This is a genomic window from Pseudarthrobacter sp. ATCC 49987 (assembly GCF_009928425.1).
In the GTDB taxonomy this organism is placed as follows: domain Bacteria; phylum Actinomycetota; class Actinomycetes; order Actinomycetales; family Micrococcaceae; genus Arthrobacter.
Window position 1 is genome coordinate 3,250,441 of the sequence record NZ_JAABNS010000001.1, and the last position, 15,554, is coordinate 3,265,994.

Below are 15,554 nucleotides of genomic sequence, written 5' to 3' on the forward strand. Positions count from 1 at the left end.
CGTCAGACGGCGTCAGGCAGTGTCAGGGTCTCGACGGCGGCACGGACATCGCCGCCGGACGCGGCGAGCGCGTCGCGGGAGGGCCCGGGGCCGGCGCCCGTCAGCATGGCGGCCAGGGCCACCTTGAGGTCGCCGTCCGCGCCGGCAAGCGCGGCCCTGCAGGGCTCTTCGCCTTCTCCCGTGGCCTCCATCAGGATCCGTACGGTCCGGGCGCGGAGCTTCTCGTTCGTCGCGAGTACGGAGACCATCAGGTTGGACCAGGTCTTGCCGAGCCGGATCATCAGGGCGGTGGAGAAGCTGTTGAGCATCATTTTCTGGGCTGTCCCGGCCTTCAGTCGGGTCGACCCGGCCAGGGCTTCGGGGCCGGTGTCGGCGGCCAGCACAAAGTCGGCCAGGTAGCCGAGTTCCGGATCTTCGGCGCAGGTCATCAGGGCCGTGGGGACGTTGAGCCGCCGGGCCCGGTCCAGTGCGCCCCCGACGTAGGGCGTCCGCCCCGAGGCCGCAATGCCGATCACGACGTCGCCGGCCCTGACGTCTGCGGCATCGGCGCTGCCGGCTTCCCAGGAGTCCTCAAGGTTCTCGACAGCCCGGATGAGCGCGGCAGACCCGCCGGCCTGGTGGGCGATGACAACACCTTCGGGCAGGTTGAACGTTGGCATCAGCTCGGCTGCGTCGATGATCCCCAGCCGACCGGATGTTCCGGCACCGAAGTAGTGGATCCGGCCGCCGCCGCTGACCGCGTGCGCCGCGGCATCGACCAGCAGTGCCATGACCGGGAGCACCTGCCGGACGGCCTCCGGGGCGATCCGGTCCTCGTCGTTGAGCGCCTCCAGGATGCCGAGCGTGGTGCGCCGGTCCAGGTCCAGCGTGCGGGGATTTCGCACCTCCGTGCTGATGTCGAGCCAAGCGCTGCTCAACTGTCCGCTGGTGGGGTTCTCTGAACTCACCGATTTTCCTGTTCTCTCAGAAGGCGTTCCGTGATTTCCGTCACCAGTGAACTTACGGGCACCGACGATTTGTGTCAATCGCTTACAGAAATGCACCTTGCCATGTAAGCTTGTTACACGCCGGTTCCCCTGCCGGTTCCGGCGGGTCCCGCGGGTCCAGCACCCGAGAATACGAAGGATGGTCCCTGGTGAGCGCAGTCGCGGGAAACGAATCGTCACGGACCGTCCTGGTCCGCATCCGCTCGGCACTCCCCTCCTTGCGGCCCTCCGAGCAGTCCATCGCCACTGCGGTCCTGGCCGACCCCGCCCTTGCGGCGACCCTGTCCATCGGCGGGCTCGCCGAGAAATGCGAGACGTCGACGACGTCGGTGGTCCGCTTCTACAAGAAAGTCGGCTATCAGGGCTACTCGGACTTCCGCATGGACCTCGCCCGGGAAACAACCCGGGAGCAGGCCGTGGCCAACGTGTCCGCGGAAATGTACGAGGATATCGCCAAGACCGACTCGCTGCAGGACGTTGTGTCCAAAATTGCCTTCAACGAGACGATGTCCATTGCCGACACGGCCCAGGTGCTCGACGTCGGCAGGCTCTCCGACGCGGTGGCCGCCCTGTCACGCGCCAGACGGATCGACATCTTCGGTGTCGGCGCCAGCGCCTGGGTCGGCCAGGATCTTCAGCAGAAATTCCACCGGATCGGGATGACAGCCCACAGCTGGTCCGACGCGCATTCGGCCTGGACCTCGGCGGCCCTGCTGGACGGCGGGTGCGTGGCCGTGGCGATCTCCCACTCCGGCTCGACGCTGGATACCGTAGAAGCCCTGCGCATCGCCAACGAGGCCGGGGCCCGGACCGTCGCCATCACCAACCACTCCGACTCCCCGCTGGCACAGATCGCGGACATCGTGCTCACCACGGCGGCCCGGGAAAGCCCGTTCCGCTCCGGCGCCCTCGGCAGCCGCATGGCGCAGATGATGGTCATCGACTGCCTTTTCGTCGGCGTCGCCCAGCAGTCCTACGACACCTCCATCGCGGCACTCCGGAAGACCTACACGGCCGTCCAGGGCCGGAAAGTGTGACCCGGCGCCCCGGACGCCTTTCGCAGCCCGGTAGAAATCGCCGGTAGAATCGGGGGACCTCCCGCAGCCGGCAACGCCCGCGGGGGCAACCATGGCCGCCGCTGGTGAAGGGAGTGTTCCGTGCGCACAGCCGCCAGAGCACCGTTCCACGCCCTGCGCTCAGCCATGGTGGCCATCACCGCCCTGTCCCTTGCGGCGGGCGCGCACACCCTGGCCGGCGGTCAGCTTCCTCCCCCCGGCATCCTGCTGGCCCTGCTCGCCCTCACCGGGCTGGCCGCCACCACCGCGGCCCGGCTCAAACTCAACCTCCCGGCCCTGGCCGGGATCCTCGGCGCCGGGCAACTCGTGCTGCACGAGGCCTTCACGGCCTTCAGCGGCCCCGCCCTCGGCGGCTCCGCGTCCGGAACTGCGGCCGACGCCGCGCCGCACCACGTCGCCTCGGCTCACCTCACCGTCGGTGCTGACAGCACACTCGCGGCGTCCGGACCGGACCTGCAGTTTTCGCTGCTGTCCGTGCTGATGCTGGCCGGCCACGCGCTGGCGACGCTCCTCTGCGCCGGCCTCCTCGCCAGGGGCGAGGACGCGCTGTGGTCGCTGGCGGCCTGGCTCCGCCCGCTGCTTCGGCTCCCCGCTGCCGTGGCGCCCGACGCCGTCGCGGGTCCGGCAGTCACCGGCTGGCCGGCGGAGTCCGCGCCGCTGCCGTGGCGGAACCTCCGGCGGGATTGCCGCCGCGGGCCGCCCGCCGGCGTCGTATTTTCCTGACTCTCTTCCCGGCCGCGGCCGCGCGCCTGTTCCCAACACCTGGACCAGGTCACCGGCATTGCCGTGCCACCCTTCCCCCATTTTGTGCGCCTGCCGCTGGGCTGCGCACACGCCTGAAAGGCAACCCCTGTGAAGACTTCCTCCACCTCCGTCCTGCGCCGCACCCTCACTGCCACAGCTGTGGCGGGGGGAACCGCAGCCCTGATGCTCGCCGGCATTTCCGCCGCCTCGGCGCACGTCGGCGTCACCCCGGACAAGACCGACGCGAACTCCTACGCCCTGCTGACGTTCGGAATCCCCCACGGCTGCGAGGAATCCGGCACCACGAAGGTGACCATCACCCTCCCCGCCGAACTCAACGATGCCCAGCCGACGGTCAACCCCAACTGGACAGCCGCGAAAGTCACCGAGCAGTTGGCCGAACCGAAGAAGCTCGCCGACGGCACGTCCATCACCAAGCGGACCAGCCAGATCGTCTACACCGCCAAGGCGCCGCTGGAACCCGCCCTCCGCGATGCCCTCGTGCTCTCGGTGAAACTGCCCGACGCAGCAGGGAAGACCCTGTACTTCCCCACCCTGCAGAACTGCGAGGTGGGCCAGACCGACTGGTCGCAGCTCCCCGCCGAGGGGCAGGACCCGCACTCGCTCAAGGCGCCGGCGCCGTCCGTGACCGTCACGGCGGCCGCTGCGGCTGACGGGCACAACGCCCATGCGGCCAGCACCCCGGACGCCGCACCGGAGACGGTCCAGGCCGCTGCCGTGAACGACGACGGTACCCAGGCCCGCAGCTGGGCCGGACTGGTGGCCGGCGTCGGCGGGCTCGCCCTCGGCGGCCTCGCCCTGGCCCGCAGCCGGAGCAGCAAGCCGGTTCCGGTCCGTGTGCCGGCGGCGTCCACCGCGCCCACCTCCGATCCCAAGTCCGCGCCCAAGGAGTAGCTGACCTCGATTGATGCTTCGGAAATCACAATCCGGGCACCAATCGGGCGCCGCCGTCGTGGCATCGTTGACTCCGGCCCCATCGGGCATGAAGGTGGTGCCATGACGGCTCAGCGAATCAACAACAGACTGGTATTCACGACGGCGGCAGCCGCGGCAGCGCTTTTCCTCGCCGGCTGCGGCGCCGGCACCCCGCAGTCCCAGACCTCCAGCACCCCGGCGTCCTCCGCCGCCAGCTCCCCGAGCCAGTCCGCCGCCGCAGCCGCGGGGCCCAGCTCTGCGACGCCCGCACCGGCAGCATCCACCCCGGCCGGGCCCGCACTGTGCAAGGCCGCCGGCCTGACCGCAACCACCGATGCCACCGGCGGCGGCGCGGCCGGCAGTGTCTACATGCAGCTGATCCTCACGAATTCCGGCGCCGAGCCGTGCCGCCTGTTGGGCTTTGCCGGCGTCTCCCTCACCGCGGATGCGAACGGCGAACCGATCGGCGCCCCCGCGGCACGTGACGAGGCCACACCCGCCACCGACGTGCTGCTCGCACCGGGGCAGGCCGGAACCGCCACGCTGCGCTACACGCAGGCACGCAACTACTCGGACTGCACCGTCGTTCCGGCGGCCGGCTTCCGGATCTACCCGCCAGAGGACACCGCGTCCCTGTTCATCGCCGAACCCCATGACGCCTGCAGCAACGCCGGCATCAACGTGTTGACCATCGGGGCGTTCACGGCCAAGTAGCCCCGCTAACGCCGAGGTGATATTTCCTGCCCATGCGCGCACGCATCATCGGCGTGAAATCTCACCTCGCGGGGGTCCCGGCCGTCCAGGGCGGCCGGAATCCGCTCCCTGAGACCGCCCGCCAATTACTGTCACTGCCGTAAGGCATGATGGAGGAATGAAGGGGCAGGAGCTCTCCGGCGGCACACTCGCGGCCGAGGCCATGGACCGGTTCAGCCGGCCAACCCGGGACTGGTTCCTGGGTGCCTTCACCGCGCCCACCCCGGCCCAGAACGGCGCCTGGAATGCGATCTCCTCGGGCGCGCATGCGCTCGTGGTCGCCCCCACCGGTTCCGGCAAAACGCTCGCGGCCTTTCTCTGGGCGCTGGACCGGCTGCTCGCCGCAACGCCGGCCGAACCCGAGGGGCTGCCCGGCCTGGACACCGTCAAGGGCGCCCGGCGCAAGGCACCCAAACGCAAAACCCGGGTGCTCTACATCTCGCCGCTCAAGGCGCTCGGCGTCGACGTCGAACGCAACCTGCGCGCCCCGCTGATCGGCATCACCCAGACCGCCAAACGCCTCGGCCTGCCCGCACCGCTGATCACCGTGGGCGTCCGTTCCGGGGACACCCCGGCGTCGGACCGCCGCTCGCTGCTGAGCAACCCGCCGGACATCCTGATCACCACGCCCGAATCCCTCTTCCTGATGCTCACCTCGAAGGCGCGGGAGACGCTGAGCGAGGTGGACACCATCATCGTCGACGAGGTCCACGCCGTCGCGGGCACCAAACGCGGCGCCCACCTGGCCGTGTCCCTGGAACGCCTCGACGCGCTGCTCCCGAAGCCCGCCCAGCGGATCGGACTCTCGGCCACCGTGGAGCCCAAGGAGCTGGTGGCGCAGTTCCTCGCCGGCTCCGCACCGGTGGAAATTGTGGCCCCGCCATCGAAAAAGACCTGGGACCTAACGGTCTCCGTCCCGGTGGAGGACATGTCCGATCTGCAGGGCGCGGCCGGCGCCTTCGACTCCGGCCCTGCGTCCGGGCTGCAGCCCCAGGCTTCGATCTGGCCGCATGTGGAGGAGAAGATCGTGGACCTGGTGCTGGCCAACCAGTCCACGATTGTGTTCGCGAATTCCCGCCGTCTCGCCGAGCGCCTTACCGCCCGGCTCAACGAGATCTACGCCGAGCGGCAGCTGATGGCCGCCGGCGGCGGCTGGGGCGAGTTTGGCGCCGGGGCTCCAGACTTCGAGTCCGTGCCGTCGGGGGCACCGGCCGGCGGCGCTCCCGCGTTGCCGGCCTCCGTCGCCGCGCCGGCGTCCACCTCCACGCCGGCGCACATGATGGCCCAGGCCGGCAGCACCGCCGGCGCCGATCCGGTCCTGGCCCGCGCCCACCACGGCTCGGTCTCCAAGGACCAGCGCGCCCTGATCGAGGATGACCTGAAATCCGGCCGGCTGCGCTGCGTCGTCGCCACGTCATCCCTTGAACTGGGCATCGACATGGGCGCCGTGGACCTCGTGGTGCAGGTGGAGTCCCCGCCGTCCGTGGCCAGCGGGCTGCAGCGGGTGGGCCGCGCCGGCCACCAGGTCGGCGAGATCTCCCAGGGGGTGCTGTTTCCCAAGCACCGGGCAGATCTTGTGCACACGGCAATTACGGTGGAACGGATGCTGGCCGGCAAGATCGAACGGCTTTACGTCCCCGCGAATCCGCTGGACATCCTGGCCCAGCAGACCGTCGCGGCCACGGCCCTGGGGTCCATTAATGTGGAGGACTGGTTCTCCACGGTCCGCCGGTCAGCGCCCTTCGCCTCGCTCCCCCGCTCCGCGTTCGAAGCCACGCTGGACCTGCTCGCCGGCCGGTATCCCTCGGACGAGTTCGCGGAGCTGCGGCCCCGGATCATCTGGGACCGCAACGCCGGCACCATCGAAGGCCGGCCCGGGGCCCAGCGGCTGGCCGTCACCTCCGGCGGCACCATCCCGGACCGCGGGCTTTTCGGCGTCTACATCATCGGCACCGACGTCGAAGGCTCCGGCTCCCCGGGTTCCGCGAGCGGCGACGGCAGGGCGGCCAGCCCGGCCGCCGCCGCAGCCAAGGGCGGGCGGCGGGTCGGCGAACTCGATGAGGAAATGGTGTACGAATCCCGGGTGGGTGACGTGTTCGCCCTGGGCGCCACCAGCTGGAAGATCGAGGACATCACCCATGACCGGGTCCTGGTCTCCCCCGCGTTCGGCCAACCGGGGAAGCTCCCTTTCTGGAAGGGCGACTCCCTCGGCCGCCCGGTGGACCTCGGCCGCGCCCTGGGTGCGTTTATGCGCGAACTGTCCGCGTCCGACGTCGGGCCGGCCACGGAACGCTGCAAAGCCAGCGGCCTGGACGATTTCGCCGCCAACAACCTGATCCAGTACCTCGCCGAGCAGAAGCTGGCCACCGAGGTGGTCCCCAGTGACACCACCTTGGTGGTGGAGCGCTTCCACGACGAGCTCGGCGACTGGCGGGTGGTGCTGCACAGCCCGTTCGGCATGCCGGTGCACGCGCCGTGGGCCCTCGCCGTCGGGCAGCGGCTGCATCAGCGCTATGGCATGGACGGTTCCGCGATGGCCGCCGACGACGGCATTGTGCTGCGCGTGCCCATGATGGAGGACGAACCTCCCGGGGCGGAGCTGTTTATGTTCGACCCGGAGGAACTCGAACAGATTGTGACCGCGGAGGTCGGCGGCAGTGCCCTCTTCGCCTCCCGGTTCCGTGAGTGCGCCGCCCGGGCACTCCTGCTGCCCCGGCAGAACCCCGGCAAGCGGCAGCCCCTGTGGCAGCAGCGCCAGCGCTCCGCCCAGCTGCTGGACGTGGCGCGGAAGTACCCCACGTTCCCGATCGTCCTGGAGACCGTCCGGGAATGCCTGCAGGACGTCTACGATCTTCCGGCCCTGAAGGACATCGCCGCGTCCATCGAGCGGCGCGAGCTGCGGATCCTGCAGACCACCACCCAGCAGCCCTCCCCCTTCGCCAAGTCCCTGCTGTTCGGCTACGTCGCGCAGTTCCTCTATGAGGGCGACTCCCCGCTGGCCGAGCGCCGGGCCGCCGCCCTGGCGCTGGATTCGACCCTGCTCAACGAGCTCCTCGGCCGCGTGGAGCTGCGTGAACTGCTCGATGCCAAGGTCATTGACGCCACCGAGCAGGAACTGCAGCGGCTCGCCCCGGACCGGAAGGTCCGCGGGCTGGAGGGGGTCGCGGACCTGCTCCGCCTGCTGGGCCCGCTGGCTCCGGAGGAAGTCGCCGCCCGGCTGGAACCGGCCGGCGAGTCGGCCCCGGCGGCCGGGCTTGAAGGATCGGTCGCCGAGCCGGTGGTCGACGCTGTCGAGGCTCCGGTTGCCGATGCCGCCGCGCACCTCGTGGCGCTCCAGCGCGCCAACCGCGCCATCAAGGTCAACGTCGGGGGTGCCGAGCGGTACGCCGCTGTGGAGGATGCCGCCCGGCTGCGCGACGCCCTCGGCGTTCCGTTGCCGATGGGCGTGCCGCTTGCCTTCATCGAGCCGGTCGCTGACCCGTTGGGCGACCTCGTCTCGCGCTATGCCCGCACCCACGGGCCGTTCACCTCCGCCGAGGCCGCCGCCCGGCTGGGACTCGGCGTCGCGGTCGTCGGCACGGCGCTGAAGCGGCTCGCCGCGGACGGGCGTGTCGTGGAAGGCGAGTTCCGCCCGCACGCCGCACCCCCGCCGTCGACGGCACCGGAGGCCGACGACGGTGAGGCGGCCGCCGTCGGGACCCAACCCACCGGCGCCCCCACGGCGCCGTCGCTGGCCGGCGTCAGCGAATGGTGCGATGCCGAAGTCCTGCGCAGGCTCCGCCGCCGCTCGCTCGCCGCACTGCGCGCCGAGGTGGAGCCCGTGGATGCCGCCGCCTATGGCCGCTTCCTGCCGGCGTGGCAGAACGTCCGCGTCCCGGGCAAGCGCGGGCAGTCGGCGCTGCGCGGACTGGACGGGATCATTACCGCCGTCGACCAGCTGTCCGGTGTGCCCATTCCGGCATCGGCCTGGGAACCACTGGTCCTTGCCAGCCGGGTGGCCGATTACCAGCCCGCCATGCTCGACGAGCTCATGGCGGCCGGCGAAGTGCTCTGGTCCGGTGCAGGAGCGCTCCCCGGCAACGACGGATGGGTCAGCCTGCACCTGGCCGATTCGGCCGAGCTGACCCTGAACCCGGCGATCGACTTCGAGCCCGGTGACGCGCAGCAGCGGCTGCTGGACCACCTGCACAACAACGGCGGCGGCTACTTCTTCCGGCAACTGACAGAGGTTGCCGGCGGCATGGATTCGGTGCTCAGCGACCAGGACGTCATCTCCGCGCTCTGGGACCTCGCCTGGGCCGGCCGGATCACGGGCGACACCTTCGCCCCGGTCCGGGCGATGATTGCCGGCGGCCACACGGCCCACCGGCAGGTCGCCCGCGCCCCGCGGGCCAGGGCCCCCAGGTTGAGCCGGCTCGGGCGCTCCCACGGCACCGGTTTGCTCGGGTCCCCCGGGTTGACCGGCGGGCGGTACGGCTCCGCCAGCGGCACCGCACCCACTCCCCCGCTGGCCGCTGGCCGCTGGTCCGCCCTCCCCGCACCCGAACTGGACGCCACCATCCACGCACGGGCCACTGCGGAACTCCTGCTGGACCGGTACGGCGTGGTCACCCGCGGCTCGGTCATGGCCGAGAACATCCTGGGCGGCTTCGGCCTGATGTACAAGGTCCTGGCCCGGCTGGAGGAAGCCGGCCGGTGCCGGCGCGGGTACTTCATCGAGCACCTTGGCGCGGCCCAGTTTGCCGTTCCCGCAACTGTGGACCGGCTGCGGTCGTACGCCGAGGACACCCAGCTTCACAAGCCCGAGCCGGTGGCCCTGGCCCTTGCCGCGACGGACCCCGCCAATCCTTACGGCGCCGCCCTGCCGTGGCCTGCCCTCAGCGTCGAGGCCGGGACCGGCCACCGCCCGGGCCGGAAGGCCGGAGCCCTGGTGGTCCTGGTCGACGGCGCTCTGGTCCTCTATGTGGAACGCGGCGGCAAGACCCTGCTGGCCTTCAGCGAGGACACGGAGGTTTTGGCTGCGGCCGGAGCGGCGCTGGTCAGCGTGGTGACGCGGGGCGCGGTGGACAAACTGATCATGGAAAAGGTCAACGGCCACGGCATCCTTGATACTCCCGTCGCCGCCGCACTGGCGTACGCCGGGGCCTACTCCACGCCCAAGGGATTGAGGATCCGTGCCTGAGGGCGATTCGGTCTTCCGCGCGGGCGCCCAGCTGCATGCTGCTCTGGCGGGCCAGCAGCTCATCTCCTCCGATTTCCGCGTTCCGCGGTTCGCCACCCTCAAACTCGGCGGCTGGACCGTGACCGAGGTGGTACCGCGTGGCAAACACCTGCTCATGCGGCTGGAGGCCCCGGCACGGCCAGGTGCCGGCAGCCCGGCGGAACCGGAACGGCTGACCATCCACTCCCACCTCAAGATGGAAGGCACCTGGCAGGTCTACCCGCCAGGCGGCCGGTGGCGGAAGCCGGGATTCACCGCCCGCTGCGTGCTGCGCACCGCCAGGGCAGACGCCGTCGGGTTCTCGCTCGGCGTCCTCGAAGTGGTACGCAGCTCCGAGGAAAACTCCGTGGTCGGCCACCTTGGTCCGGATCTGCTGGGACCTGACTGGGACCTCGCCGAGGCGGAGCGGCGGATCCGGGCCGCTCCGGACGTCCCGATCGGCGTCGCGCTGTTGGACCAGCGAAACCTGGCGGGGATCGGCAATATCTACCGCTGCGAGGCCTGCTTCCTTTCCGGGGTGCACCCCGGGGCGCCCGTCTCGGCCGTGCCTGACGTGGCGGCCATGATCACCGACGCCAAGCTCCTGCTGGAGGCAAACCTGGGCGCCGGCCGCCGGACCACGGTCCTGAACCAGCGCGGCATTGCCGTGGGCCGGACTTCCGGGCTGCCCGGTTACTGGGTCTACCGGCGCGAACACCAGCCGTGCCTGAAGTGCCGGACACCGGTGCGGCGCGGAGTCCTCGCCAAGGCCACGGGTACCGAGGAGCGGGACATCTACTACTGTCCGACGTGCCAGCCGCTGCCGGGTGCCGGCGTGAGTGCGGGATAGATGCGTCCAGGGTGCGGCGCGATGAGGTCACGACGCGGCAATGAGCTGGCGACGCGCTAATTACCTGACGCCCACCGAATTCCGGTAGCGAGCGGCACTCTGCGCGTCGCCAAGGACTTCCCGCATCGTCAACCTGCAGGACGTGATGCAGCGGCAGCTCGGGACTGCGGCCCTGGGGTGTGCGGCTCAGGGGCCGGCGACTGCCGGATCGGCTGCCACCACCACGAGCGCGGGCTTCTTCTCTTCCGGCACGGTGAACCGCGGCAGCAGGAGCTGCACGAGCGGCCCGATCGCCAGGGCGTAGAGCACGGTCCCGACGCCGACGGAGCCGCCGAGCAGCCAGCCCGCGGCGAGGACCACGATTTCAATGCCGGTCCGGGATGTCCGCACGGACCAGCCTGTGCGGCGGGCGAGTCCGGTCATCAGGCCGTCCCGCGCACCGGGTCCCAGCCGGGCACCGATGTAGCAGGCCGAGGCGATTCCGTTGAGCACGATGGCCCCTGCGAGCATCCCGGCCTGCCCTCCGAGGTGGGAGATTTCGGGGATCAGCGCCAGTCCGACGTCGGCGAAAACGCCCACCAGCACGGCGTTGCACAGGGTGCCGACACCCGGCCACTGGCGCAGCGGAATCCACAGGAGCAGCACGAGGAAACTCACGATCACCACCACCGTGCCAATGCTGAGCCCGGTCTTGACCGCGAGGCCCTGGTGAAACACATCCCAGGGGTCCAGGCCTAGGCCGGCGCGGATGAACATTGCCAGGGATATGCCGTACATGGCGAGGCCGATAAGGAGCTGAAGGAGCCTGCGGGTCATCATGCAACCCATCCTCCCGGAAAACTGGCCTTGCATCCCATAGCCAGTTTGAAATACTGGCCCTATGCCCGGATCCCTGAACCCCAGTTCGCTGGCCCGATTGCTCGGCGACTGGAACCTCGGCGCAGCCCCCGCCTACCGGGAGCTGGCCGACGTCATCCGCCTCCTGGTCCTTGACGGCCGCGTGCCATTGGAGGTTGCGCTGCCCAGCGAACGGGCCCTGGCCGCGACGCTCGGCATCAGCCGGACCACCGTCACCGCCGCGTACTCGCTGCTGCGCGAGCAGGGATTCCTGAGCAGCGGGCAGGGCAGCCGCGGCCGGACGTGTATCCCGCAGACCATTCCGGTCGGCGGCCGCAGCGGCGGCGGCGGGGCGAGCCTCAGCGGCGCTCCGGGCCTGGCCGTTCCGGACGGAATTCTCGACCTCGCCTATGCCTCGCTGCCGGCCAGCGGCGAGGTGGTCCATCGGGCATTCGCCTCGGCCCTGACCGAGCTTCCGGCGCTGCTGCCCGGCTTCGGCTACGACGCCCTCGGCGTGAGACCGCTGCGGGACGCCATTGCCGGGCACTATTCGGCAGCCGGCGTGCCCACCACCGCGCAGCAGATTCTCGTGACGTCCGGCGCGCAGCACGCGCTGAACATCGTGCTGCGCACCCTGGCCGGCCGGTCTGACAAGGTCCTGGTGGAGCATCCCAGCTACCCCAACGCGCTCGACGCCATCCGGGCCGCGGGCTGCCGGCTGGTTCCGGTGGCCATGCCCGCGGCCCATACGGCCACCCGCCCGGGGCAGGCTTCCGGCGGCCGGCCCGGCTGGGACCTGGAGGCGATCGAGACCGCCCTGATGCAGCAGCGGCCCGCCATGGCCTACGTGGTCCCGGACTTCCACAACCCCACCGGGCGGCTGATGTCGGATGCCCAGCGGCGCCGGCTGGTCCACGCTGCCACCGCAGCCGGCACTGTCCTCGTGGTCGACGAGACGCTCCGGGAGGTGAACCTCGACGGCGCCGAGTCCACTCCGCTGGCAGCCTTCAGCCCCGCCGTCGTCGCCATCGGTTCGCTCAGCAAGTCGCACTGGGCCGGGTTGCGGACCGGCTGGATCCGGGCCGAGGAGCCGCTGATCCAGCGGTTCGCCGCCGCCCGCACCACCATGGACCTGGGCGGCCCGGTGGTGGAACAGCTAGCGGCGGCCCACTTGGTCAACGCCCTCTCCGAGCCACTCCCGGCACGGCTGGCCTCCTTGCGGGACAACAGGGACACGCTGCTGGACCTTATCGCCGGACACCTGCCGGGCTGGCAGAGCGAACGGCCCGACGGCGGGCTGTCCGTGTGGTGCCGGCTCCCGGCCCCGATCAGCACGGCCCTTGCCGTGGTGGCCCCGGACTTCGGCATCCGACTCGCGGCCGGGCCCCGGTTCGGCACCGGCGGCGCTTTCGAGCACTACCTCCGGGTGCCGTTCACCCTGCCCCCGGAGCAGCTCGAAACCGCGGTGGCGGCACTGCGTTCCGCCCAGGACCGGCTGGAGGCTTCCCCGCAGTTGCGTCGCAGCCTCGGGTCGACGCCAGCCGCGGCCATCGCCTGAGCCTCACGCGGTGAGGGCAGACCCGAGCGCACGGCCCGGCGACGCGGCTACTTCTCCACGAGGCGAAAAATTCCTGGCGCGCCCGGATTCCGGCGTCGCCAGGAATTTGGAGTGTCGCTCGTGACTTTCGGTGTCGCCCTCGCGGCCAGGAGCTGCGGATCCGCTAGGCGTAGACCTTCTCGAGGAAGCCGCTCCAGGCCTTCGCCGTGGCCGCAGAGTCCCCGCTGCCGCTGAAGTCGTGGACCGTCATCCCGACCGGAGCGCCGAAGGCGTTGCGTCCGAAGAAACGGTACAACGCATCCGCGGTGCGCAGGCCGAGAAAGTTCTCGTTGGCGAAGTCCACCTCCGCGGAGAGCGTTCCGACGCCGTCGAGCTCAAGTTCCACGGCGCGGCCAGGCGCCGTCCCCTCGATGCCCAGGGCCTTCCTGAGCCGGACAAAGCCGTCCGGCGTCGCCGAGGAGGGCGGAGCCTGAACGTCGGTGAAAACCACGGGCCTGCCGTCAAAGTACTTCAGATACTGACCCAGGGTGTGGAGGTAGAACGCGGTGTGCTTGCTGGCGCCGTCGTACTGCTGGTCCCAGTCCTCGGCGAAGATGCCGCTGTGGACGTAGTGCAGCCGGGCCCGGCCGCCGTCGAGCGGTTCCAGCACGTGTTCCAGCTGGTTGAACCAGCCGTCCGGGCCGTCCATCCGGGACACGAGGTGGGCCGGGTACTCATCAACTGTTCGCACTGCCGGCCACTCGTCGGTGGGGAACATCCATGCCGGAGTGCCCGCGGTGACGGCTTCCCAGACCCGCTCGGGGGTGCCGGGCAGTTCCGTGTCCACGATAATTTCGAAGTTTCGCTTGTCAGTCATTGTCCTGCTCCTTAGCTGAGGGGGTTCCGGGTGATGCCTTGCGTGGTGTCCTGAGCGACGGGTGAAGCGCGACGACGAGGCGGTGCTTGCGACCGCCGCCCGCGGTGGCGCCGGACCCCGGTCCGCCGTCGTGGTATTCGTCCACGAGCCGGGTCACGGCGACGCCGAGTTCTTCGGCGAAGGCGGCCCGGTCCGCGGCGGTGCGGAAGGTGATCTCGCCGTCGATGGCGAAGGTGGCGACTGGCTGTTTGGCCGCGGCGGCGCCGGCGATCAACTGGCCCATCTCCTGGACCATGCGGCCGGCCAGCGCCAGCAGCCAGAAGGCCGAAAAGCGGTCCGAGAACCGGTGCGGGTCGGGTGCCACGGACGCCAGTGCCGCCGGGGATATGAGGTAGGAGGCCGCGCTCGCACGCAGGATGCGCTCCGTGACGTTACCCCGCCGCCGCTCTTCGACAAGCTCCACCAGCCCGTGCCGCTCCAGGGCCTTGAGGTGGTAGTTCACCTTCTGCCGCGGCAGGCCGACTTTCGCGGCAAGCTGCGTGGCCGAGCCGGGCTCGGCGAGCTCCATCAGGATGCGGGTCCGGATCGGGTCCAGGGACGCCTCCGCGGCCGCGGGGTCTTCGATCACTTCGATGTCCAACATGCTTCCAGTGTCGCTGCCGACAGTTTTATTTGTCAAGAACTTTTTTACCGTCGGCGGAGGAGTAGTGCGCCGAGGTCGCCGGCGAAGGGTGCGCCACCCCCGGCAAAGTAGAATGGACCGGTGATGCAATCCCCCCTTCCCGTGCGCGACGGCGTCAACGCGACCCGCCTCCGTCTCCCGGACGAGGGGCCCTGGGACACCGCGATGGACTACATGATGCACCGCTGGGGCCACATCGACCCGCAGGGCATCGAGGACCGCTTCGACGCCGGCGAGATCGTGGGCGAGGCGGGCATCCCCCTGGACCGCGCCACCCCGCTGCGGCACCACACCTTCATCTGGTACTACCGCACCCTGCCGCCGGAGGTCCGGATCCCGGTGGAACTGACCATCCTGCACCAGGACGAGCACCTCCTCGTGGTGGACAAGCCGCACTTCCTGCCCACCACCCCGGGCGGCACCTACATCCAGGAGTCGGCACTGGTCCGGCTCCGGAACCAGCTGAACCTCCCGGACCTCATTCCCATGCACCGGCTGGACCGCATGACCGCCGGAATCCTGCTGCTCTCCACGAATCCCGAGACCCGGGGCAAGTACCAGGTGCTTTTTGAGAAGCGCCAGGTCCAGAAGGAGTACGAGTGCGTGGCCGCGGCCGAGCCTGCTCCCGGGCACCCCGCCGTCGACTTCCCCGTGGTGGTCCGGAACCGGATGACCAAGTCCCGCAGCTACCTGCTCGCCGAGGTGATCGACGGCGAACCCAACGCCGAGACCAGGATTGAGCGGCTGCGGACCTTCGACGGCCCCGCCCCGGAAACGGCCGGCGCCCCTGCCCTGCGAGCCCCCAACGCCGCCACCCGCCGCGCCGTATACCGGCTGGAGCCGCACTCGGGCAAGACCCACCAGCTCCGGGTGCACATGGCCTCGCTGGGGCTGGGGATCGTCAACGACGCCTTCTACCCGGAGCTTTTGGACAAGGCGCCGGACGATTACTCGAAGCCGCTCCAACTCCTCGCCCGCGGCATCCGGTTCGTGGACCCGATCACCGGGGTGCCGGTGGAGTACGGCAGCGGGCTGGAGCTCAGCGAAGCCCGCTAGGCCCGCCAGGGAACCAGTTC

At 70.3% G+C, this 15,554-nt stretch carries 12 protein-coding genes; 8 read left to right on the forward strand and 4 right to left on the reverse strand.

The window, feature by feature from the left end:
* Nucleotides 1–2: 2 nt before the first annotated feature.
* Nucleotides 3–947 (reverse strand): N-acetylmuramic acid 6-phosphate etherase, encoded by a 945-nt coding sequence (locus GXK59_RS15015; protein WP_237393909.1) that lies wholly within the window; start codon nucleotides 945–947, stop codon nucleotides 3–5.
* Nucleotides 948–1,135: 188 nt separating this feature from the next.
* Here GXK59_RS15015 and GXK59_RS15020 point away from each other — a divergent pair, with 188 nt between their 5' ends.
* The 6 genes from GXK59_RS15020 (at nucleotide 1,136) to GXK59_RS15045 (ending at nucleotide 10,545) form a co-directional block, all read left to right on the forward strand.
* Complete coding sequence (locus GXK59_RS15020; protein ID WP_160667968.1) at nucleotides 1,136–2,023, forward strand: MurR/RpiR family transcriptional regulator; 888 nt, start codon at nucleotides 1,136–1,138, stop codon at nucleotides 2,021–2,023.
* Nucleotides 2,024–2,143: 120 nt separating this feature from the next.
* Entirely contained in the window at nucleotides 2,144–2,785 is a 642-nt protein-coding gene (locus GXK59_RS15025) for a hypothetical protein (RefSeq protein ID WP_160667970.1), read from the forward strand.
* A gap of 129 nt (nucleotides 2,786–2,914) precedes the next feature.
* Entirely contained in the window at nucleotides 2,915–3,721 is an 807-nt protein-coding gene (locus GXK59_RS15030) for a YcnI family copper-binding membrane protein (RefSeq protein WP_237393910.1), read from the forward strand.
* 102 nt (nucleotides 3,722–3,823) lie between these two features.
* Nucleotides 3,824–4,456, forward strand: coding sequence for a DUF4232 domain-containing protein (locus GXK59_RS15035; RefSeq protein ID WP_160667972.1), 633 nt, complete (start codon nucleotides 3,824–3,826; stop codon nucleotides 4,454–4,456).
* 157 nt (nucleotides 4,457–4,613) lie between these two features.
* On the forward strand, nucleotides 4,614–9,677 hold the full coding sequence (locus GXK59_RS15040; protein ID WP_160667974.1) for an Lhr family ATP-dependent helicase: 5,064 nt from the start codon (nucleotides 4,614–4,616) through the stop codon (nucleotides 9,675–9,677).
* Complete coding sequence (locus tag GXK59_RS15045) at nucleotides 9,670–10,545, forward strand: Fpg/Nei family DNA glycosylase (protein ID WP_160667976.1); 876 nt, start codon at nucleotides 9,670–9,672, stop codon at nucleotides 10,543–10,545. The genes GXK59_RS15040 and GXK59_RS15045 overlap by 8 nt, the downstream gene beginning before the upstream one ends.
* Nucleotides 10,546–10,731: 186 nt before the next feature.
* Here GXK59_RS15045 and yczE read toward each other — a convergent pair whose 3' ends face one another.
* Nucleotides 10,732–11,364: a membrane protein YczE gene (gene yczE / locus GXK59_RS15050; protein WP_160667978.1), complete on the reverse strand. Its 633-nt coding sequence runs from the start codon at nucleotides 11,362–11,364 to the stop codon at nucleotides 10,732–10,734.
* A 61-nt stretch (nucleotides 11,365–11,425) separates the two neighbouring features.
* On the opposite strand from yczE, the gene yczR reads away from it, so the two are divergent.
* Nucleotides 11,426–12,940, forward strand: a complete 1,515-nt coding sequence (gene yczR, locus GXK59_RS15055; protein WP_160667980.1) for a MocR-like transcription factor YczR — start codon at nucleotides 11,426–11,428, stop codon at nucleotides 12,938–12,940.
* Nucleotides 12,941–13,103: 163 nt separating this feature from the next.
* Here the strand turns inward: yczR and GXK59_RS15060 are convergent, their stop codons facing one another.
* Entirely contained in the window at nucleotides 13,104–13,796 is a 693-nt protein-coding gene (locus GXK59_RS15060; protein ID WP_160667982.1) for an SRPBCC family protein, read from the reverse strand.
* Complete coding sequence (locus tag GXK59_RS15065; protein WP_160667984.1) at nucleotides 13,789–14,439, reverse strand: ArsR/SmtB family transcription factor; 651 nt, start codon at nucleotides 14,437–14,439, stop codon at nucleotides 13,789–13,791. The genes GXK59_RS15060 and GXK59_RS15065 overlap by 8 nt, the downstream gene beginning before the upstream one ends.
* Before the next feature lie 123 nt (nucleotides 14,440–14,562).
* On the opposite strand from GXK59_RS15065, the gene GXK59_RS15070 reads away from it, so the two are divergent.
* Nucleotides 14,563–15,534, forward strand: a complete 972-nt coding sequence (locus GXK59_RS15070; RefSeq protein ID WP_160669205.1) for an RluA family pseudouridine synthase — start codon at nucleotides 14,563–14,565, stop codon at nucleotides 15,532–15,534.
* The last annotated feature ends 20 nt before the right edge of the window (nucleotides 15,535–15,554 follow it).